The sequence below is a fragment of the Fibrella aestuarina BUZ 2 genome (genome assembly GCF_000331105.1).
In the GTDB taxonomy this organism is placed as follows: Bacteria; Bacteroidota; Bacteroidia; order Cytophagales; family Spirosomataceae; genus Fibrella; species Fibrella aestuarina.
The window spans coordinates 4,156,923-4,178,336 of sequence record NC_020054.1 but is presented as its reverse complement, the minus strand read 5'-3'; the positions used below and the strand labels follow the sequence as shown (position 1 = coordinate 4,178,336).

At 48.9% G+C, this 21,414-nt stretch carries 17 protein-coding genes, 3 tRNA genes and 1 pseudogene; 16 read left to right on the top strand and 5 right to left on the bottom strand.

Annotated features, from left to right (window positions below):
• The first annotated feature begins 5 nt into the window (after window positions 1-5).
• The 6 genes from FAES_RS17065 (at window position 6) to FAES_RS30635 (ending at window position 7,994) form a co-directional block, all read left to right on the top strand.
• Window positions 6-2,876 (top strand): type I restriction endonuclease subunit R, encoded by a 2,871-nt coding sequence (locus FAES_RS17065; protein ID WP_015332478.1) that lies wholly within the window; start codon window positions 6-8, stop codon window positions 2,874-2,876.
• 181 nt (window positions 2,877-3,057) lie between these two features.
• Window positions 3,058-4,167, top strand: a complete 1,110-nt coding sequence (locus tag FAES_RS17060) for an ATP-binding cassette domain-containing protein (RefSeq protein WP_015332477.1) — start codon at window positions 3,058-3,060, stop codon at window positions 4,165-4,167.
• Between the two features lie 38 nt (window positions 4,168-4,205).
• On the top strand, window positions 4,206-5,027 hold the full coding sequence (locus FAES_RS17055) for a hypothetical protein (protein ID WP_041258023.1): 822 nt from the start codon (window positions 4,206-4,208) through the stop codon (window positions 5,025-5,027).
• A complete protein-coding gene (locus tag FAES_RS17050; protein ID WP_015332476.1) occupies window positions 5,028-5,954 on the top strand; it encodes a hypothetical protein in 927 nt (308 codons plus the stop codon).
• A 980-nt stretch (window positions 5,955-6,934) separates the two neighbouring features.
• Window positions 6,935-7,441, top strand: a complete 507-nt coding sequence (locus FAES_RS17040; RefSeq protein ID WP_041258022.1) for a hypothetical protein — start codon at window positions 6,935-6,937, stop codon at window positions 7,439-7,441.
• Between the two features lie 289 nt (window positions 7,442-7,730).
• Complete coding sequence (locus tag FAES_RS30635) at window positions 7,731-7,994, top strand: hypothetical protein (protein ID WP_041258021.1); 264 nt, start codon at window positions 7,731-7,733, stop codon at window positions 7,992-7,994.
• A gap of 111 nt (window positions 7,995-8,105) precedes the next feature.
• Here the strand turns inward: FAES_RS30635 and FAES_RS17030 are convergent.
• A tRNA-Arg gene (locus FAES_RS17030) sits at window positions 8,106-8,179 on the bottom strand.
• Window positions 8,180-9,956: 1,777 nt separating this feature from the next.
• On the opposite strand from FAES_RS17030, the pseudogene FAES_RS30820 reads away from it, so the two are divergent.
• Window positions 9,957-10,369 (top strand): annotated as a pseudogene (locus FAES_RS30820) (recombinase family protein).
• A gap of 7 nt (window positions 10,370-10,376) precedes the next feature.
• On the opposite strand, the gene FAES_RS17020 reads toward FAES_RS30820, so the two are convergent.
• The 3 genes from FAES_RS17020 to FAES_RS17010 all read right to left on the bottom strand — a co-directional run bounded on the left by FAES_RS17020 (window position 10,377) and on the right by FAES_RS17010 (window position 11,612).
• Window positions 10,377-10,988: a hypothetical protein gene (locus FAES_RS17020; protein ID WP_041258019.1), complete on the bottom strand. Its 612-nt coding sequence runs from the start codon at window positions 10,986-10,988 to the stop codon at window positions 10,377-10,379.
• Between the two features lie 459 nt (window positions 10,989-11,447).
• Window positions 11,448-11,520: transfer RNA gene (locus tag FAES_RS17015), tRNA-Pro, on the bottom strand.
• A gap of 2 nt (window positions 11,521-11,522) precedes the next feature.
• Window positions 11,523-11,612, bottom strand: a tRNA-Ser gene (locus tag FAES_RS17010).
• A 227-nt stretch (window positions 11,613-11,839) separates the two neighbouring features.
• Between FAES_RS17010 and FAES_RS17005 the strand changes: the two genes are divergently transcribed.
• From FAES_RS17005 to FAES_RS16970, 8 genes are all read left to right on the top strand, one after another.
• The gene (locus FAES_RS17005; RefSeq protein ID WP_015332474.1) at window positions 11,840-12,793 is read left to right on the top strand and encodes a VWA domain-containing protein; all 954 of its coding nucleotides are present in this window, start codon (window positions 11,840-11,842) and stop codon (window positions 12,791-12,793) included.
• Window positions 12,794-12,895: 102 nt separating this feature from the next.
• The gene (locus FAES_RS17000; protein ID WP_015332473.1) at window positions 12,896-13,600 is read left to right on the top strand and encodes a tetratricopeptide repeat protein; all 705 of its coding nucleotides are present in this window, start codon (window positions 12,896-12,898) and stop codon (window positions 13,598-13,600) included.
• A gap of 31 nt (window positions 13,601-13,631) precedes the next feature.
• Window positions 13,632-14,807 carry an acetyl-CoA C-acyltransferase gene (locus FAES_RS16995; protein ID WP_041258018.1) on the top strand — a complete coding sequence of 392 codons (1,176 nt, stop codon included), beginning with the start codon at window positions 13,632-13,634 and terminating at the stop codon, window positions 14,805-14,807.
• 82 nt (window positions 14,808-14,889) lie between these two features.
• Window positions 14,890-15,840 (top strand): phosphoribosylaminoimidazolesuccinocarboxamide synthase, encoded by a 951-nt coding sequence (locus FAES_RS16990; protein ID WP_015332471.1) that lies wholly within the window; start codon window positions 14,890-14,892, stop codon window positions 15,838-15,840.
• Between the two features lie 85 nt (window positions 15,841-15,925).
• Window positions 15,926-16,348 (top strand): STAS domain-containing protein, encoded by a 423-nt coding sequence (locus FAES_RS16985; RefSeq protein ID WP_015332470.1) that lies wholly within the window; start codon window positions 15,926-15,928, stop codon window positions 16,346-16,348.
• Window positions 16,302-17,288 carry a ribonuclease Z gene (locus FAES_RS16980; protein WP_015332469.1) on the top strand — a complete coding sequence of 329 codons (987 nt, stop codon included), beginning with the start codon at window positions 16,302-16,304 and terminating at the stop codon, window positions 17,286-17,288. Before FAES_RS16985 ends, FAES_RS16980 begins: the two co-directional genes overlap by 47 nt.
• 97 nt (window positions 17,289-17,385) lie before the next feature.
• On the top strand, window positions 17,386-18,189 hold the full coding sequence (cdaA, locus tag FAES_RS16975) for a diadenylate cyclase CdaA (protein WP_041259082.1): 804 nt from the start codon (window positions 17,386-17,388) through the stop codon (window positions 18,187-18,189).
• A gap of 85 nt (window positions 18,190-18,274) precedes the next feature.
• Window positions 18,275-19,243 carry a quinone oxidoreductase family protein gene (locus FAES_RS16970; protein WP_015332467.1) on the top strand — a complete coding sequence of 323 codons (969 nt, stop codon included), beginning with the start codon at window positions 18,275-18,277 and terminating at the stop codon, window positions 19,241-19,243.
• Between the two features lie 18 nt (window positions 19,244-19,261).
• Here FAES_RS16970 and FAES_RS16965 read toward each other — a convergent pair whose 3' ends face one another.
• A complete protein-coding gene (locus FAES_RS16965) occupies window positions 19,262-20,080 on the bottom strand; it encodes a DUF4198 domain-containing protein (RefSeq protein WP_015332466.1) in 819 nt (272 codons plus the stop codon).
• Window positions 20,081-20,256: 176 nt separating this feature from the next.
• Between FAES_RS16965 and FAES_RS16960 the strand changes: the two genes are divergently transcribed.
• Window positions 20,257-21,381: a fatty acid desaturase family protein gene (locus FAES_RS16960; RefSeq protein WP_041258016.1), complete on the top strand. Its 1,125-nt coding sequence runs from the start codon at window positions 20,257-20,259 to the stop codon at window positions 21,379-21,381.
• Window positions 21,382-21,414: the final 33 nt, after the last annotated feature.

Genomic DNA, 21,414 nt, shown 5'->3' with positions numbered 1-21,414 from the left:
GATTCATGGCTACTCAATCCGAACAGGCTTTAGAAGAGAATCTAATCCGGCAACTTGTCGGGTTGAGCTATAAGCAGGTTGTCATAAAGGATGAAAAAGAGTTACTGGCGAACCTAAAAACGCAGTTAGAGAAGCACAACAATGTTCAGTTAGACGACAAAGAGTTCGCTCAGGTCTTGAACTACCTTAATAAAGGCAACGTCTTTGATCGAGCTAAGATTTTGCGTGATAAGATGCAGCTTACCCGCACCGATGGGAATATCCTGTATCTTGAATTTATTAATCAAGAATTTTGGTGCCAAAATCAATATCAGGTAACCAATCAGATAACGATTGAAGGCAGTTACAAAAACCGCTACGATGTTACGATTCTGATTAACGGCTTGCCATTGGCGCAAATCGAATTGAAACGCCGGGGGCTGGAACTCAAAGAAGCGTTCAACCAGACAAACCGCTATCAAAAACATTCCTATTCGGCCGGGTACGCGCTGTTCAACTACGTGCAGTTGTTTGTGATTTCCAACGGTGTGAATACCAAGTACTACGCCAACAACCGCAAGCAATCGTTTAAGCAGACATTTTATTGGTCAGACATAGAGAATAAGCCAATCAAGCAGCTAGACGCGTTTGCACAAGTCTTTCTGGAGCCTTGCCACCTCTCCAAGATGATAACGCGCTATATCGTCTTACCCACTACCAACGTGCTGATGGTGTTCAGGCCATATCAGTATTACGCTGTAGAAGCCATAATAGAGCGGGTTAGAACGGGCAACAAAAACGGCTACATCTGGCATACCACCGGAAGCGGTAAAACGCTTACCTCATTCAAAGCCAGCCAGCTATTAAGTGCCATGCCGCAAGTGCATAAGGTTGTGTTTGTGGTTGACCGTAAAGACCTGGACTATCAGACCCAACGTGAGTTTGATACATTCGCCAAAGGCAGCGTCGATACTACCGATAACACCAGTAAGCTAGTTGCCCAATTTGCCGACGACAGCCGTATCATAGTTACCACCATTCAGAAGCTGAACACGGCCATCAGCAAAGGCCGCCATCAGCTTAAAATGGATAAGTTGAAAGATAAGCGGATCGTCTTCATTTTCGATGAGTGCCACCGGAGCCAGTTTGGAGCCACCCACAAACGAATTAAAGACTTCTTCAGCAATAGTCAGCTTTTCGGCTTCACCGGTACGCCCATCTTTGCCGACAACGCCGTAAAGAACGAATTAGGCAAACGCACCACCAAAGAGCTATTCGAGGAGTGCTTACACAAGTACGTTATCACGGATGCCATTCGGGACGAAAACGTATTACGGTTCTCTGTTGAGTACGTTGGCCGCTATAAATACAAAGACGACAGCCGCGCCGAACTAGACATAGACGTTGAAGCCATCGACACCAAAGAGTTGATGGAGTCAGAAGACCGGCTCAACAAGATCGTTGATTACATTATAGCCAATCACAACCGTAAAACGCACAGTAAAGAGTTTTCGGCCATGTTGTGCGTGAGTAACGTTGATATGCTCACGCGCTATTACGAGGCGTTTCAGCAGAAGAAAGAAGCCGGAAAGCATAACCTACGGCTTGCTACTATTTTCACGTATGCCGCCAACGAAGACGACAAAGACGCAAACGGCAACATTCCTGATGAAGAGGTAGACGTACCTGAAGGGGCAAGCGTCAACCAGCACAGCCGGGATAAGCTAGAATCTTACATCAGCGATTACAACGCGATGTATGGCACCAAGTATAGTACTAAAGATAGCCTATCGTTTCAGAACTACTATAAAGACATTGCCAAACGGCTGAAAGAGCGCGAACGAGACGGATTTTTAGACAGTGACCGGCTAGACATTTTGTTGGTCGTGAATATGTTCCTGACCGGATTCGATGCCAAAAAGCTCAATACCCTTTACGTTGATAAGAACTTACGGTATCACGGTCTTTTACAGGCATTTTCACGCACCAACCGGATATTAAACGAACAGAAGTCACAAGGCAACATCGTTTGCTTTCGGAACCTGAAAGCGGCCACTGATGAGGCAATAACCCTCTTTTCAAACAAAGAGGCTATTGAAGAAATCATCATGCAGCCGTTTGAAGACTATGTAGACAAGTTCGATAAAGCCTATGAGCATCTAATCAGCCTCACACCTACCGTTGATAGTGTAGACGACTTACCGAGCGAAGATGAGGAGCTAGAATTTGTAAAAGCGTTTCGGGCATTGATCCGGCTGAAGAACATTCTATCCTGCTTCAGCGATTTTAGCTTTGATAGTCTCCAAATGGATGAACAGACCTTTGAAGACTACAAAAGCAAGTACCTAGACTTGTACGACAAAGTAAAGTCGAACGTTCACAAGGAGAAAGAGTCCATCTTAGAAGACGTTGACTTTGAGTTAGAACTGATTCAACGCGATGAAATAAACGTCTCCTACATTCTCCGGCTATTGGCCGCGTTGGTAGCAGCCAAACCAGCAGATAAGGAACGCAAGAAACAGGAAATTAAGAAGTTGCTGGATAGTGAGGTTAAGCTACGAAGCAAGCGCGAACTGATAGAGAAGTTTATAGCGGAAAACTTGCCTCATGTAGATTCAGCAGCAGCCGTACCACAGTCATTTGATGAGTTTATACAGCTCGAGCGCAGCAAGGCCCTAGATAAGCTCACAGAAGAAGAAAAACTAGATAAAGGCGGTTTACAGCAGCTTGTAAATAATTTCCTCTTCACAGAGCGCGAACCCCTGAACGATGATGTAGTAGCCATCTTAACAGAGAAGCCGAAACTACTTCAGCGCAAAGCCATAGTACAGCGAATTAAAGACAAGATTCTCGACTTCGTAGAAACGTTCTTTACTGACATACCAGAAGCGGAGTAAAAGAGAAAAAATTACTTAATTTAATCATCAGAATTGATTCCAATTTTATGTTGGCATTTAAGTCTGATGATGTCAACAATGCAAATTGAATAAATAGGGGTATGGATTTTACTGTAAAGTAATCTATGGAATCGCATAGAGGCCAAATTTAAAATCATTAAATTAAAACACAAGTAAGCCAATGAGAATTGCAGCAATTTACATCGAACACCATGATTACTTATTTGACGCGCCACAAACAATAAATTTTGGGACTAAATATTTTTATAGTTTCGAAAAAGAAAATGATAATGTTAATATTTCAAGGACTATTAATAAAAACTTTATACCTAATTTTTTTGACTCAACAAATCTTGGCTCAAAACTCACAAATATTAATGCAATAGTAGGTCAAAACGGTGCGGGAAAATCAACATTATTAGATATAATTAGAAGCGTATTTATTGATAATACAAACGCATTACCACATGCTAAATCTCTATTTCTTTACGAATCAAACGATTCTGGAAAGCCTTTTATTCTGAAAAATGACTTTGGTAAAGTAGTTATTAAAGAACGTAATAATAAAGAAATAGAGTTAAATGAAAGTTCTAATCAAAAAATTAAATCTATTTATTATTCACCTCATTATGATTACAAGTACAATTTAAATTTTGATAATATAGATAATCACGATATTTCATTTGACAAGATTGTAGAGGATGATTTAAAAGAACTAGGGGAAAAAGATACAAATCAGAATGGCTTAGCTTATTCAGCGTCTCAAGAATTAGTCTTCAAAAATTCGCTTCGACAAATATATTTTCTTAGTTCGGATTTAGTCAAAAAACAAAATATATTTAAAGATTTGTTTCACTTACAAAATCACTACGAGCCGATTTTATATTTTAGAGGCTATAAAGGTGAAGTTAAAGAACACAACACTCCATACCAGTTAAGGAGTATTTTAACATCTATCGCTGATAAAGCAGAAAAGGAAAGTTCTGCATGGTATTTATATAGAAACAAAAGAGCTAGCCAAGTTCAAATAAATCAATATCTATTAAAGCGAAACGTAATTAAATGCATACTTAGTGTAATTTATAAGCAGTTAGAAAAAAGTAATTCGTTTCTGGAAGAAGGCGACTTTCCATATGACAAATTAAATAAGCAACTTGAAAAAGCAGATTCTTATAAAGCCTTAATCATGTTTGCTAAGTATGGGGCCATTAAAATACAGCCGGGAAAAAGTGAAAATATTTTTAAAAAGAATATTTTAGAAAAATTGTTAAAAAAATATACTCATCGATAGATAAAGCGAAAAGCGAATATGAAGTTTCAAATGAAACTTTGAAACTATCGCCAGAGGATGCAGTTGAAATTTTACAGTTGCAAAGAATATTTTTTAATGAGTTGAATAGCTATTATGTAAAGTTTTATTCAAATAAAGCTGAATTAGTAATTGATGAAAGGGAGAAGGTAGATGAGTTTATCAATTACATGCCATACTCTAGAAGGATGAGTTCAGGAGAAAGCGCTTTGCTTAACTTTTATTCAAGGATTTATGGTTTCCTAGATTCGAATCTTAAGGAGCTCACTTCCAGGCAAGTGGGTAACCATTATATTCTTTTACTTGACGAAGCTGACTTAACATTCCACATTTCGTGGAAAAAGAAATATATAAAAGCACTTATAAAAACTTTGCCATATTTTTTTAATGAACTTAGGACAAAGCCATCTATCGAAATTGTTTTTACAACACATGACCCTATTACATTATCCGATTTGCCGAACACTAATGTTGTTTACATAGAGCGACAAGACTATGATAGTCCGTCAAATGTTCTAGTGTATAACGACAAAAACAGACCATCAAGGACATTTGGTGCGAACATATCCGATTTAATTGCTGATTCGTTCTTTATTGAAAGTTCTCTTATAGGTAATTTTGTCTTTGATAAAATCCATGATACTATACAATGGCTAACTAATAAAGAAGATAGACAAAATTCAGACTATTATAAAAAACTAATATCTCTGATTGATGAGCCAATAGTTCAACGAAAGCTTGCAGAGATGTATGATGATAAGATGGAAACAAATATACAAATATCATTAATTGAGGAGCAAATAGAAAAACTTCTAATTTTAAAAAATAAAATAACGAAATAAATGCTACATCTACCTGCAAATAGTCTGAAAATAATGAAGGCGAAACGAAGTTTTCATAAAGGAATGTTCGATTTTATTTTAAAGCGAATAGATAAAATTGATAATATAAGAAATATAAATAATGAAATTATGAAAACAATATTTTCAAACTTAATTAATGATAATATTGATGATATTCTAATTGGTACACCTGACAAACTTATCGAAGTAAATAAACAATTGGCCCCTTTTGTTACTTTTTATCCTGATTTAAGAATTGGAATTGAATACGTTTTTAATTATGATCTATTTATAACAAAAGCAAAAAATAGATATGATGCATATGATTTAGCTGAATCACTGGATATAAATACTTGCACTTATTGCAATAGAAACTACACAAGTACGGTTATCACAGAAGGGGGAGAGAAACTCGTACGACCACAATTTGACCATTATTTTGATAAAGGAACAAATCCATTACTTGCAGTTTCATTTTATAATTTGATTCCATGTTGCTCTATTTGCAATTCAAGTATTAAAGGAACGGCTAAATTTAATTTAGATGATCATTTACACCCATACTTTGATAATAAGATTAGCGATATACGATTTACTTATGAATACTCTAACTCCTCAAAGTCCGGACTAAAAATCAAAATTATTACTCAAAATCCATCAAAGGAAAAAAATACTGTTGAAGCATTTGCACTAGAACAAATTTATAACTCACACATTGGAGAGCTATTGAACCTTATTAAGACAAGACAGTATTTTTCTGACAGATATCTGAGTATTCTTACTTCAAATTTACTTAGAGGTGTCCATATTTCTCGAGAAGACCTTTACGGAATTATTTTTGGTGCAGAGTATGACTCTATAAATTTTATTAATAGGCCTTTTAGTAAATTTAAATATGATATATTAAAGGAGCTCGGCATAATATAATGAAGTATTACATCTAGATTTAGGTGTAAACTAAGTGCGTAGCAATAGATTGTTTTATACTATTATTGATTATAACTTCTAGAGCGTTTTTCTAAAATAAACTGACAATAATTACAGGCTTATGGTTGATAGCCATAAAATGCAATCATAGAAAGAGGTACATATTGTATGGTATTATATTGCCCAAGGATTGCGTAATGGAAGTCTGTATGTTTATGTGTCTTATTGCAAAAAAAAATTGCGTTTTAACTTTTTAAGAATACGTTAGGAAGCCAGTTTTTAAATCAATTAATTCATTGGTTTAAGTCAAAAAAATACACCAAATAATAATGATTTTATTGATTAGATATTTACCTTTTTCTTCTAAATTAGAGAAAAAATAGAGCAGTTGATAAAGTTGAAAAAGGGCGCGAAGCCGGGACGCTGAATGTAGCCTTGAAGAAATTACTGCATCAATACAGGCCATAGGACAATCGTCCTTGAATGAATTACCTGATACATTGGCCGCAATGGAACCCACCGACTGGGCGCGAATGCTTACCGCTCTACTGCCTTACGTGATGCTTTAACTGAACAGCGTTAAAATACGGACCAAACTAAAGGAGGATGAGCTAAAGAAAAGGTTACCGCCCTGGCTTGGGGTAGCAGTCAGTCAACATGAATCCAGTTTACACCCTGAAAACAAAACAGCGCAATGGTATTTCAGAAGGGACGCGAAAAAACGGGAGGGCGTAAACCCGGCAGCACCAATAAAGCCACCACTGACATAAAGAGTCGGATTGCTACTCTGATAGATAGTCAGTTTGACGGGATAACTACCGACCTAGAACAGTTGGAGCCAAAAGACCGGATAGCCGCCTATCTAAAGTTTTTGGAGTATATACTACCCAAACAGCGGGAACAGAAAATAGACCTATCCACACTGACAGATGAACAAGTAGACGACCTGTTAAACAAGGCCCTCAACAAACTAAGCTGACATGAAACGGGCTGATAAGCAAGCTATTTTACAGGATGCGCTAAAAGGGCAAAGCTCAGCATTGCGCAAACTTCAAAAAGAGCGTCTACGTGATTCTATGCCTTATCTTGATGCACACGGCGTTATTGATGTAAACAACTGTCCTGAGGCATTGCTAGGGGTTCTGGTATACTACAATGATATAGACAACGATACAATCACTATAACAAGTCAGGAGTTTATCTGCAAGGTTGCGGATAGGTCAGGCCTTCGAAGATGGTCTATGAGCAGTTCGGCCATCACCATGCTAGATCCTGCCGATAGCCAGTATGATCTTATACCGCTGCACACGATGCAACTGACTAAGCGAAACTATGTACGCATCAATATAAGTGGTGGTACGATTGGCGACCTACGCCGATACTTTAGCCGGTGCGCTGATTCGCTGAGTAAACCCTACATCGGCCTTTTCTTCGACGCTGAGCCCCGCGAAGTCGTTACAGTTCCTTTGATGAGTATACCCCAATGAAACGAGCCGAAAAAATAACGTTGCTGACTAGCGTTCTGGAAAGTGATACTGCCGATGCCGCCCGCAAGCGATTAGAACGGGCTGTAGCCAATGCCCCCCGGTCAATCGTTATTATAGATGACCTGGATTATACAGGCCCACCGCTTACTGATGCCTCACTCGTGCAATTTCAGATAAGAGGGCAACGCTACGAAACGGCCTTAGGAGAAGTAAACCGATACGCCCGCCGTTTGAGTACGAATGTAATGTTAGTCAATCCAGCGAACTCACAAGTTTAGAATGAGGCCTGATGAAGCGTTCAGAGAAGACAGCACTGCTTGCAAAACTGTTACAAGGAGGAATTGACCAAGGCACCGTGAAGCGATTGTTCAAGCCTGATCTAAAGCCGTTGATCGTGATCTACGAAGCGAACGGCAACTTTCCTCAACCAACTGACAAGGTTGTTGTAAAGGGTTTATGTGGAGAGGCAATCACACCGTATAGTGAGCTAACCGCCTACGCCCAACATGTCGGCGGTTGCGTTAAAGTTATGCTACCTGACAACGGTAGATAAATGTTCAAGGCTAATGTAGATAAGTACGTTGTTGCTTTTTGTTGTACCTAACGTTGTACCTTTAGACAAAAAAGCCAGTCAATGATTACGTTAACTGGCTGATTATTAGTGTGATCCCGCTTGGATTCGAACCAAGGACCGCCTTCTTAGAAGGAAGATGCTCTATCCAGCTGAGCTACGGGACCAAATGATTGTATGTGGAACTGAACTTTACCTCAGTCGTTACACGCCGATCAATTGACTTTACCTGACTGGGTTCGCACTGGCGTGGATACCGTCAGTGTCAATAGTAGGCGCCCCAAAAGTAGGGCTTGAAGGGGGCAATTACAAGCGGCAGCCCAGTCAATCGGCCCGATTCACAGCAGGAGGGGGCCTATATGCTTACGGCCTGTTTACGAGAAGAAGCGGCTTTTTCGGGAAAATGGACTGGACGTCAATGAGTCGGCCATCGCTTGGTGAATCACAGACAAACGCCGCGTAGCCGAAGCGGCAACGAGACTGGAACGTATACCCGACAATCAATCTGCTCAACCGAACTGCACCGGAACGCCCATATGATCGAGTAGTTGCCAAACTAGCTCAGCCGGTTAGGGATCCGGCATGGCGTAATAGGAAGTTGTATTTAATTCTGGTATTTAAGTAAGTATTATTAAGCATATAATTATAAAAAATAGCTAAATAATATCAATTTATATTGGCTTAGGTTTTGCTATAGGGTAAGTAATAGACAATGTGAATCTGTTGAGGTTGAACTGACAACAAAAAAGCCTCCGTTCATATAAACCGAGGCTTTTCACATTACGCTTTATCCAACTAATAATAATGAAGCCACTACAGACTGTAGTGGCTTTTTGTTATTGTCCATCGTAAAAAAGTACGACCTGAGAAGGTGTACGTATAGGTTTGCTCGTGAGTAAAAAATTTCATCAATAACGTTGAAGTAAGTTTCCCTTTGTAGGATGATATACGTTTAGCAAAAGGAGTACCAACCCAGCTAATTCTGTTCGTATGAAACTTCTTTCGTCAGAAAAAGCGGCAATTAATATACTGAGTGGTTGTTTTTACGAAACAAGTATACCGTTTTATGAAATCAGGAAATATTAAGGTTTAATAAGTAGATTCTCTAGTAACGCTATAGTCTATACGTATTTGTGAAAATTAGGCATAACTTCGTAAAAAATAAATAGATCAATTTTTTTGAAACTTACCTAAACAACGGTGATTATGAGGTAGTTATATCAATCATATTGTAATAGATTCAACTATACATATAATCTATAAATGCACTAGAGTATAGGGTGTGCGAAAGCTTTGCCTTCGAATTGACTACGCTTTATCCAACATGAATCGCCCAGCAGGAGAACGTTGTGTCTCCTGCTGGTTCAAAATGAGCCCGGTTTGCCAACAAGGATAATGCCCAAAACGGCCCGTCTGCTCAATCAGCAGCGCCAAGCGGTCGGCTTTAATGGAGGCAGGGCGCTGTACCCGCTCTCATACAACCTCTGGTGTGTGCACCGCCGGAACGCTTCGTATCGGTAGCAGTCGGCGTTCCTGACCTATTCAGGGGGCTGGCTAACGGTAAAGAAAGACGCCTGTTAGTAACCTGACCTTAACTGACAGCAGCTTGCCAGTGGTACCAGGTCATGAGGCGTCCTGAACATGACTTTAGTTGGATAAAGGAGTGACTATAAAGGTGAGCGTAGTTGGATAAAGCGGCGGCTGTACCTACTTTACGTAGAAACCGGCGAGCTGGATTTCGGTGCAGTAAAAAAAATATGAATATAGCCTCGATTGACCACGTGGTCATGTAATAGAAATAATATATTTATTTGGTAATCAATGTGTTGTAAAGCCTTATCGATGCCATTTTACGAGACATTGGAGATAAATAAGATTGCCACGAGACTGCCAAGACTACTGAAACCGTTCGCTTATCATTGATTGCCCTAGACTAATACCTTGATGAAGCGCCTTCGGCCTAGTTATACACAGGTCGTCTGGAAATTGGCTTGGTTAGGCCGAAGCCTACGCCATCTAATAGATATCGTACAGGGGTTAGAGACGCAAGGAGTAGAGTTTATTTCCTTGCAGGACAACATCGATTCCAGCACGGCGGGCGGCTCTACTTTAACCTGATGGCCTCACTGGCTGAGTTTGAGCGTGGGTTGATTCAGGAGCACGTCATGGCGGGGATGTCGGCCGCACGGGCTAGGGGCAACAAGGGCGGGCGTAAGTCTAGCTTATTCAAAAAGGCCGAGCAGACCGCCCGGTTGGCTGAGTCGTTGTACAATGAAAAAAACCTGTGCGCGATATCTGTGATGAGCTGGGCATTGGCTCTGGTACACTGTACAGGTACTTACGTTCGCGAGGCGTAAGTATTAACTAGCTATCTTCATCTGATCCCCATATCTCAGATAGTTGGTCTGTTGTCCCAACCCTAAGACCAGGGAATTTTATGTTGTTTGGCCCCTGAATGCCATTGTGGTTCAGTTTGAGTAATTGATCTAATAATTTGTCATATACCTCTACCAAATCATTGAACCAGTGATCGGTCATAAAAACTTCGCTCTTTAGCTTACTGAAATTTTTAGGGATCGGATATTTTCCCCAGTAAGGTATCACTTCGCTTAATACTCGAAAGATATCTTTCTCTTTATCGCTGAAAATCAGGGACGTTACTTTACTAGACAGGTGTAGTATGTCGTGTCCAGACGAAATCTCATTGCTTATAACCCCATTTTCTAAGTGATTGGGACGCTCCGATATCAATATTTCTTTCATTAAATTTTCTATCGAAATGCCCATCAGTAGAAAGTAAGTTCTTGAATAAACTTTACGATAGTATGACTCTTTATTTTTGATGAAATAGGCGATATATCCATTAGAGCCACTTCTCCAAATTAGAACTGCTGCCTCTTTCAATTCCCGTGCATAATCATACCAGTTTTCTGGAAACCCCCTCCTAATAAACTTCTCAATATCGTGTTCTTCCATAGTACAAATGCGTGTTGTAGCCTATTAGTCAAGTTAGTACAATAATAGTAAATTCTGATTTCATCAGTCTGACTAGGCCGTAGAGAAGTCGGTCAGATCCTGACCGTCGAAAATTGCACCATATTTACGCAGATATGTATACATCCGATCAGGGCTGGAATGGCAACAGTGCTGCTGCACCCGCAGGATGCTTTTGGTAAGCCAATTCAGGTGGCGCTCTCTGATCTATGTCTACAAGGAGAGACGCATCAGTGCAGTCAGGTACGTGCCGAAGCAGAGCCAACGGCTGTCGGGCCAGAACGATCGTTGATTGTATGCTGTAAGATCAGGACGGGAAGGTAGCGTAGGGGGAGGTAGCTTTCAAAAGTGCGAACGTACCTGTCTGGAAAATCAACGGCCAATGGGTAGGCTATGAATAGAAAAACCCCGGAATCAGATTGATTCCGGGGTTCTCACTCGTCGGGGTGACAGGGCTCGAACCTGCGACCCCCTGGTCCCAAACCAGGTACGCTACCAGCTGCGCTACACCCCGAGTGGCGGAGAGAGCGGGATTCGAACCCGCGGTACCCTTGCGGGTACGGCAGTTTAGCAAACTGCTGGTTTCAGCCACTCACCCATCTCTCCACTGGCTGATTGAATCCCTCATTTCTGGTTGATTCGGGTGCAAATATAGGCGACTAATGAGCGTTCTCCAATCGACATCCCAGAAAATCTTTACAGCCAAAGCGGCTGCTGTGCTATTTTTGACCCCATCAAGGCGGTTGCCACAGGCCTGGCCAACGGGCAAGCGACTGGCAATGAGCCGGAAGAAATAGCCGCTGGTTGGCCCGGTTGATCCCCATATTTTTTTTATGAATTGGCTCTATTCGTTTTCGTGGCTTGAATGGGGCATCCTGTTGGTCTTCCTGCTGGGGTACGTCGGTTATTTTATCCGCATTATCCGACTGGCGCGTCAGCTGCACACCACCCCCTGGTCGATCGTTCCCAAATTCGTGTTGCGGTCACTGAGCATCGCCATGCTGCTGATCGCCCTGCTCGGGCCGCTCTTTGGTGAAGCCACCCGGGCCGTGTCGTCGCAGGGGCGGGATGTGTTCCTGCTGCTCGACGTGTCGCGCTCGATGGAGGCTACCGATATTGCCCCCACGCGCCTCGAACGGGCCAAATACGTACTCGAACAGCTCACCGATTCGCTGAGCACCGATCGGTTCGGGCTGATGCTGGTCGCCGACGATGCCGTCGTGCTGGCGCCCCTGACTACCGACCACGCCGCCATGCATCAGCTACTCCTGGCCGTGCGGGCCGATGCCGTCGGGGGCGGCACCAACCTCTGCGCGGCCATCGACCTGGCTCGGCAGAAAATGCTGTCCGATTCGAGCACCCAGCAACGTACCCGGGCAATCGTGCTATTGAGCGACGGCGAAAACTTCGGGAGTTGCCCCCCGGCCACGCTCGATGCGCTCCGCAAGTACGACATCGCGCTGCTGACGGTGGGCGTGGGCACCGAGGCAGGGAGCCCCATCCGGGAAGGGCGCGGCTTTCTCACCGACGAACAGGGGCAGGTGGCCCAATCGCGCCTGAACCGGGAGTTCCTGCGGTCGCTGACCCAAACCACCAAAGGCTGGTATGCCGACGTGACCGACGATGTGGCCAATAATATCGCGCTCGCCCTGCGCTCGTTGCCGGGGCGCACCATCGATCAGCGGCGCATCGTGGTGTCGACCAACAAGTACTACTACTTCCTCGGAGCGGCGCTGATCCTCATCGCGCTGGACGTTCTGGTCACGGTTCGAACGCTGCGGCTGTGAGTGGCTGTGGTCTATCAGGCAGCGTAAAGCAACGAATGACTGGTAATGACGGCGACGCCTAATGACCACCAATGACAATCTTCTTCTATTTTTGGGGCGTCTATGTTGCTATCCCGTATCGTCATTCTGAGCGTACTGCTGGTTTCCTGGCTGGAAACAGCCCTGAGCGATTCCTCGCTGGGGTTGGTGTCACGGCGAAACCGGGCGCGTAAGCAGGCGGCCGTGGCCTACCGGTCGGGACGCTACGCCGAAGCGCTGGCGCTGTACCGCTACGTCGAGGAAACTACCCCGACGCCCACGCTGGCCGAACGGATCAACGTGGCGCAGTCGTTGTTCCAGTTGCGGCAGTACAAAGCGGCGCAACGCGAACTGCAACAGCCTGGTGCCGACCCAACGCCCGAGCTAACGGCCACCGCCGCGACGCAGCTGGGGGTGCTGGCCTGCCTGGCGAAAGACACTACGTCTGCGCTTACCCATTTTCAGAAGGCGCTGCTCAGCAACCCAAATAACATGGCGGCCCGCCAGAACTACGAGCTGGTGAAAATGCGTTTTTCGGGTAAGAAGCCGGCGAAGAAACCCGCCCAACAGACACCAAAGCCCACCGAAGCCCCCCAGCCAACGCAGGGGCAGCGCGTTGAACAAACCGAGCAGCAACGCGATCAGCTTAACCGATTCCGAAACGCCGCCATGTCGGAACAGCAGGCCAAACAACTGCTGGATGCCCTACAGGCCGACGACCTGCCCTATGAGCTGGCTCGCCGGAAAGCCCGGCGAACGAAACCGCAGGCCACGGCGGGCCGCTGGTAAACGACCTTCATCAACCCCGAATACGAAAACCATGCAAGACGTAGTAATCATCGCCGCCGTACGAACCCCCATCGGGAGTTTTGGCGGCGCCCTGTCGACCCTCTCGGCCACCGAGCTGGGGGCCGCGGCCATCAAAGGCGCCCTTAGCCGCGCCGGTGTGGCTCCCGAGTTGGTCGACGAAGTATATATGGGCAATGTGGTGTCGGCCAACGTGGGGCAGGCCCCCGCCAAACAGGCTGCCTTGAAAGCGGGCCTGCCCGCCAACATTCCCTGCACGACCATTAACAAAGTGTGCGCATCGGGTACAAAAGCCATTATGCTGGCCGCTCAGAGTATTCAACTGGGGCAGACGAGCGTAGTGATCGCGGGCGGCATGGAAAGCATGTCCAACGTGCCTTACTACGTACCCAAAGCCCGGTTTGGCTATAAATACGGCAATGCCGAACTGGTCGACGGTCTGGCCAAAGACGGCCTGATCGACGTGTATGACCAGTGCGCTATGGGTGTCTTCGCCGATGCCACGGCCGACACGTACCACATCAGCCGCGAGGCGCAGGACGCCTACGCCATTCAGTCGTACAAGCGCGCCGAAGCCGCCACCGAAAGTGGGGCCTTCAGCGCGGAGATTGTACCGGTGGAGGTCGCTGGCCGCAAAGGGCCCGTGACGGTTTCGGAAGACGAGGAATTCAAAAACGTATTCTACGACAAAATTCCGAACCTGAAGCCCGCCTTCACCAAAACGGGCACGGTAACCGCCGCCAACGCCTCGACGATCAACGATGGCGCCTCGGCACTGGTGCTGATGAGCGCGACGAAAGCCGCTGAGCTGGGCCTGAAACCCCTAGCCCGGATCGTGGCCTATGCCGATGCCGAGCAGGAACCGCAGTGGTTCACCACGGCGCCCACCAAAGCCGTACCCAAAGCCCTGGAGCGCGCCGGCCTGACCGCCGATCAGATTGATTTTTACGAGATTAACGAAGCCTTTGCCGTGGTGCCGCTGGCCTTTGCGCAGGTGCTCGACATTCCGCAGGAAAAACTGAACGTGTTTGGCGGGGCGGTCTCGATCGGCCATCCACTAGGCGCATCGGGTGCCCGCATCGTCACGACGCTCACCAACGTGTTACAGCAGCGGGGTGGCCGCTACGGGGCCGTGGGCATCTGCAACGGCGGGGGTGGCGCCTCCGCGATTGTGATTGAGAAACTATAAGTTCGTTTAATGTTTGGGTTTTAAGGGTTGATGGTCAACAACCAACGTCAACCCTTAAAACCCAAACGTCAAACCCCATTTTATGCCTATTCAGGAAACCCACTTCTCCTTTCCCGGTCAGACCGGATTCTACAAGGGCAAAGTCCGCGATGTGTATTCATTTGCCAACCATCCGGCTGGTCCACAGCTGGTTATGGTCGCGTCGGACCGGATTTCGGCGTTCGATGTGGTGCTGCCCCGGCCCATTCCCTACAAAGGGCAGGTGCTGAACCAGACGGCGGCGCACTTCCTGCGGGCCACCGCGGACCTGGTGCCCAACTGGCTGCTGGACGTACCTGACCCCAACGTGAGCGTCGGGCGGCAGTGCGATGCCTTCCCGGTCGAGATGGTGGTGCGGGCGTATCTGGTGGGGCATGCCTGGCGTACCTACCGCGACGGGGGACGTACCCTGTGCGGGGTACACCTGCCCGACGGGCTGAAGGAGAACGACCGCCTGCCCACGCCCATCATTACGCCGACTACCAAAGCGCACGAAGGCCACGACGAAGATATTTCGCGCACCGACATCATCGCCCGCGGGCTGGTATCGGCCGAAGCCTACGTGCAGTTGGAGGAGTACGCGCTGGCGCTGTTTCAGCGTGGCACCGAGATGGCCGCCCAACGGGGTTTGATCCTGGTAGATACGAAATATGAGTTTGGGCACGTTGATGGTAAAATCTACCTGATCGACGAAATTCACACGCCCGATTCGAGCCGGTATTTTTACCGGGAAGGCTATGCCGAGCGGCTCGCGGCGGGCGAACCCCAGAAGCAGCTGTCGAAAGAGTTTGTGCGCGAGTGGCTGATTGCCAATAACTTTCAGGGCAAAGCGGGCCAAACCGTGCCCGACATGTCTGATGAGTGGATTGGTCAGATCACGGCCCGGTACATCGAGTTGTATGAAACCGTGACGGGGCAGGCCTTTGAACCGGCGCCGGGCAACGACCCGCTGGGCCGGATCGAGCAGGCGATTAATGGGTATTTGACAAAATAAAAAAGAAGACAGATATGCGCCGATACGGGCCTGCGGGCCCCATATTGGCACATTCTGGCGGTTGAGCTTAAACCTACAACGTTGTATGGAGTTTACAGTAGAAAAAACAGAACGGTATGCCCTGTTACGGGTGGCGGGCGAAGGGGATTTCACGGGCGAGTCGGCGGGCGCATTTGAGACGACCAGCCGCGGGCTGTTTCGCGAGGGTTTCAGTCGGTTGATTGTGGACCTCGGCCCCATACAGACGGTCGATCAGGGTGCCTTGCTGGCCATCAAAAAGATCAACCGGCAGTGCAGCAACGAATTGGGCCTGCTGGTGCTGGTTACCAAAAACGACGAACTGACCGACGAACTGGAAGATGCCCGCATTGCCGACCTGACGATTCTGCCCACGGTGGAAGAAGCCATCGACGCCGTATTTTTAAACGAACTTGAGAACGATTTCGGTAACGGGGCCGATGATGAGTATGATGGAGAGTTGGACGAAAGCTTCGAGCCAGAACGATGACCTACTGAGTGCCGAAAAAGCCTCTTCGGTGCCGTTTGCGGTAACTATTTTAGGGTCGGGGTCGGCAACCCCCGCCCGCGACCGGTATCAGACGGCCCAACTGCTGACCTATCAGGCCGACTATTTTCTGATCGACTGTGGCGAGGCCACCCAGTACCGCCTGCTCGAGCAGCGGATCCGGCCCGGTCGGTTGAAGTATATTTTTATCAGCCACCTGCACGGCGACCATTATTTCGGGCTGCTGCCGCTGCTGTCGAGCCTCAACATGAGTGGCCGCACCGAAGACCTGTGGCTCTTTGGGCCGCACGGGCTCGACGAGGTTATCACCACCACGTTTCGGGTGTCGGACGGGCGGTTTCACTTTCCGCTGCATTTCCAGGCCGTCGACCCCACCGAGCCGACGCTGCTGCTCGATCTGCCGGGCCTGACCGTCGAAAGCATTCCGCTCGACCACGGCATTCCCTGCACAGGCTTTCTGTTTCGGGAAAAACCAGCGCGGCCGCACCTGCTTCGGGAGCGCCTGCCCGCCGATGTGCCGATTGAGGTCCTGAAAACCCTGAAAAGCGGGCAGGACGTCACCGATGTAGCTGGTCAGGTGGTGTATGCCGCCGCCGACTACACGACCCCCGGCCCGGCTCCGCGGGCGTATGCTTTCTGCTCGGATACCCGCTATAATGAACGGATCATCGACCAGATTCAGGGTATAGACCTGCTGTACCACGAGGCCACGTTCCGCGACGACAACCTGCTGCGGGCGGGCGAAGTCCACCACGCGACGGCCCGTCAGGCGGGTGAGCTAGCCTGCAAAGCCGGGGTGGGCCAACTGCTGATCGGGCATTTTTCGTCGCGGTACAAAACGTTCGATGACTTCCTGACCGAAGCCCGCGCCGCTTTTCCGAATACGAATCTGGCGGTCGAAGGGCAGTCTTTTTTAGTATAAGTGTTGAGTTTTCGGCCTTCTGTTTTCAGTTTTGGCGTATCTATGGCCTGGTAGCGGCCTGCCGACCTAGCACCTGAACCCGTTTGTTCCCACCATGATGCTTGTTGTTCGCCTTGGTTTCCTTGATGTTGGCTGGCTTGATGTACTCGACATCACTGTTGTGTCCGTGCTGCTGTATCAGATCTACAATCTGGTTAGGGGGAGCGTGGCAAGCCGGGTGTTTGTGGGGTATCTGTCAGTCTACCTGTTTTACCTGGTTGCCAAAGCGCTGGGCCTGCACCTGCTGACGACCATTCTGGAATACTTTATCAGCGTGGGGGCACTGGCGTTGATTATCCTGTTTCAGCAGGAAATCAGGCGGTTTTTGCTGCTCATCGGCAAGTCGACCAATATCGGCAACAACCGCTGGGTACGTCGATGGCTGTTGCGGCAGGCCGAACAACCCGAGCAACAAACCCCGCTGCGGCCCATTCTGGACGCCTGCAAGGTGCTGGCTGCTGAGTTTGCGGGTGGGCTGCTGGTGTTGCAGCGGCACGACGACCTGTCGAAGGTGGCCGATTCGGGTGAGCAGCTCGACGCCGAAATTTCAAAACCGCTGTTGCTGGCTATCTTCAACCAATACAGCCCATTGCACGATGGGGCCGTGCTGATCGGCGAAGGGCGCATTCGGGCGGCGCGTTGCATTTTGCCCGTATCCGACGATGCCGAGCTGCCCGCGTCGATGGGGTTCCGGCACCGGGCGGCGCTGGGCATGAGCGAAGCGTCGGATGCCGCTGTCGTGGCTATTTCGGAAGAAACGGGCCGCCTGTCGCTGGCGACCAACGGCAATCTGGACGTCAACCTGAGCCTGCACGACCTGGAAGAGCGGCTACAGCGTTACCTCGCTGCCCCCAAAGCATAAGGCCTACGTCAGCATCAGGCCCGGTGGTTGGTGTTGTTCATCAATTACCGGGTCTGTCAGTTAGTAACGGTAACCGTCAAATGACATGAAAGCGATTCAATTTGCCCAAACTGGTGGCCCCGAGGTATTGACCCTGGCCGACGTACCCACGCCAACACCCGGCCCCAACGAGGCGCTGGTGAAGCTCTCCGCCATCGGCATCAACTACATCGATACCTACCACCGGTCGGGTCTGTACCCTGTCGCGCTGCCTTACATTCCGGGGCAGGAGGGAGCCGGTGTCGTGGAGGCACTGGGGCCAGGTACGTCGGAGGTGTCGGTTGGGCAGCGTGTTGCGTTCACCTCGCACCCAGGTACGTATGCCGAGTACGTGGTCGTGCCGGCCGAGAAGCTGGTCCCCATCCCCGACGGGCTGTCCGACGAGCAGGCGGCGGCGGTGTTGTTACAGGGTATGACGGCCCATTACCTGGCGTTTGCTTCGTACCCCATCCGGCCGGGCGATACCGTGCTGATTCATGCCGGGGCGGGCGGCGTGGGGCTGTTGCTTACCCAGATTGCCCGGATGCGCGGCGCCCGGGTCATCACCACCGTATCGACACCCGAAAAAGCCGAACTGTCGCGGGCGCACGGGGCCGATGAGGTCATTCTGTACACCCAAACCGATTTTGCCGCCGAGGTGAAACGCCTGACGGGCGGCGTGGGGGTACATGCCGTGTATGATTCGGTGGGTAAGTCGACGTTTGAGGGGAGTATGAACAGCCTGCGCCCGCTGGGCAGCATGGTGTCGTTTGGCAATGCCAGCGGCGCCGTGCCGCCGGTTTCGCCCCTGCTGCTGAGTCAGAAAGGGTCGATTTTCCTGTCGCGCCCCACGCTGGGCCATTTCACCGCCACCCGATCGGCCTTGCTCGAACGCGCCACCGCCGTCTTCAACTGGGTGGCTGAAGGCCGACTCAAGCTGCTCATTCAGCCAGCCTATGCGCTTGCCGACGCCGCGCAGGCCCACCGCGATCTGGAAAGCCGCGGCACCACCGGGAAATTGATTATTCGCCTGTAAAGGCGGCGGTTGAACGTGCTACGGTCTGCACCCGAAGGTCAGGCTACTCCAGTAGCTCCGCCAGTCTGCCGTCTCAGGTACGTTGCGGTTGATGGGGGCGGGGATCATTCGAACGGTGCTGACCATGTTTTGGCCGGCTTTCAGTTTAAACTGCACCTGCCCCCGTCGGTCTGAGCGGACAACGTCGGCTTCCACCTGACCCGTTTCCGATTTGGCCCAGTACCGAACCAGCGCGTCGGGCTGGGGTTTGTTGTTGAACAGAATTTGCAGCCGCAGCCGTTGGCCGGCCCGCAGGGTGTAAGGGTTCTGTAGCGGCACAATATCGAGCGTCAGGCTGCTGCTGGCGGGTAGGGTCGGGTCGGGGTTGTCGCCTACCTGCACCATTGTTTTGGCGCAGCGACTATACAATTCGTAACCGGGCTTGAGCGTGTCGGCGGCTTCTTCGCGGGCGGCAATCACATTGTCGAGGCCGTCTTCGTTGAGGTAATTCAGAAACTGATCGGGCTCCATCCGGATAAACTTGGGTGTGTTGGCAAAAACCAGCACATGCGTACCGGGCTGCGTCAGCTTCACGCTGGTCTCGCCGTAATGATCGCCCGCGAGCGCTGCCGACAGATCGACCGTGCCCGACGCCGAGTGGTGTTTGTAGAGGACAATCCGTTTTTTGTGCCCTTCGGATAGCTCGCCCGTAAACCGTTCGCCGACCAGCGTCTGCACCCGGATGGTCATGCCGGGGGAGACAAAAAAGCGGGCAGGCTGTAGCCAGAATTCATAGCCAACGGCCCCGGAAACCGATACGATCAGCAGCAGGCAGGTTAACCATACACGGTGTTTCATGCGGTGGGAAATCGATAGCAAAGCTGTTCAACGTGTCTAACGCACAACGGGTAGCCAAAAATATAGTACGGAAGTGGTAAAGGTTTATTGGAAACCATGCGTTATACTTATAAAATGGGATGTGAAGTGCCACTTGGGTAAGCTGGTTGCTGGTCCTCTACCATAACCCTCCTTACATGAAAGTTAAGTTCATAACCGAGCCTCGTTCCGCCTTTTATGCCACCGTCCGTCGCCGCGCCGACGCCTATTTTTCCCAACACAATATTGCACCGTATGCCAACGCCCACATGTGGGGAAAGATCGTCTTTTTCCTGGCTGGCTACCTGGGTTTATACGCCCTGATCATGTCCAACCAGTTTGGGGGCTGGGCCATGTTGGGCATGGCGATGCTGATGGGCGCTTTTGCGGCCTTTGTGGGCTTCAATGTCTCGCACGATGCTATTCACGGGGCGTTGTCGGCCAAAGGCTGGGTGAACCGGCTGGTCAGCACCAGCTTTTACATGATCGGCGCCAACCCGTATGTCTGGAAGATCACCCATAACATCGTACACCACACGTATACCAATATTCCCGGCCACGACGAAGACATCGACGTGGCCCCCGGCCTGATCCGGCTCGACCCGACTGAGGGGCATCAGCCCTGGCAGCGGTTTCAGCACCTGTATGCGTTTCCGCTCTACGGACTGGCCTCGTTGTCGTGGGTGTTCCGAAAGGATTATCTCAAATTTTTCAAGAAAGAGATTGGCTCCTCGCACGACAACTCGCGGCATCCACAGCAGGAATACGTCAATCTGTTTGTGTACAAGGCACTTTATTATGTGGCCTTTATCGTGTTGCCGCTCATCGTGCTCGACATCACATGGTGGCAGTTTATCATCGGGTTTGTGCTGATGCACCTGGTTGAAGGGTTGGTGCTCGGGTTGGTTTTTCAACTGGCGCACGTTGTGGAAGGCACAACGTTCCCGATGCCGACAGACCAGGGTAGCATTACCGAAAACTGGGCGGCTCATCAGATGCAAACGACGGCCAATTTTGCTCCCAACAGCCTGATGGCTACGTTTCTGTGCGGGGGCCTCAACCGGCAGATCGAACACCACCTGTTTCCGAAGGTGTGCCACGTGCACTATCCGGCCCTGGCCATGATTGTGCGGCAGACAGCGCATGAATTTGATCTTCCCTACATCGAAAACCAGACGTTCGCGTCGGCATTGGGGTCTCACTATCGGTTGCTGAAAAAAAACGGAACCGCTATGGCGATGAGCGACGCTGAAAAACAGGAAGCAGCGGTTAATTTTGGCTAAACCGAATGGCTTTTTCATGCGAACCCCGCTTTC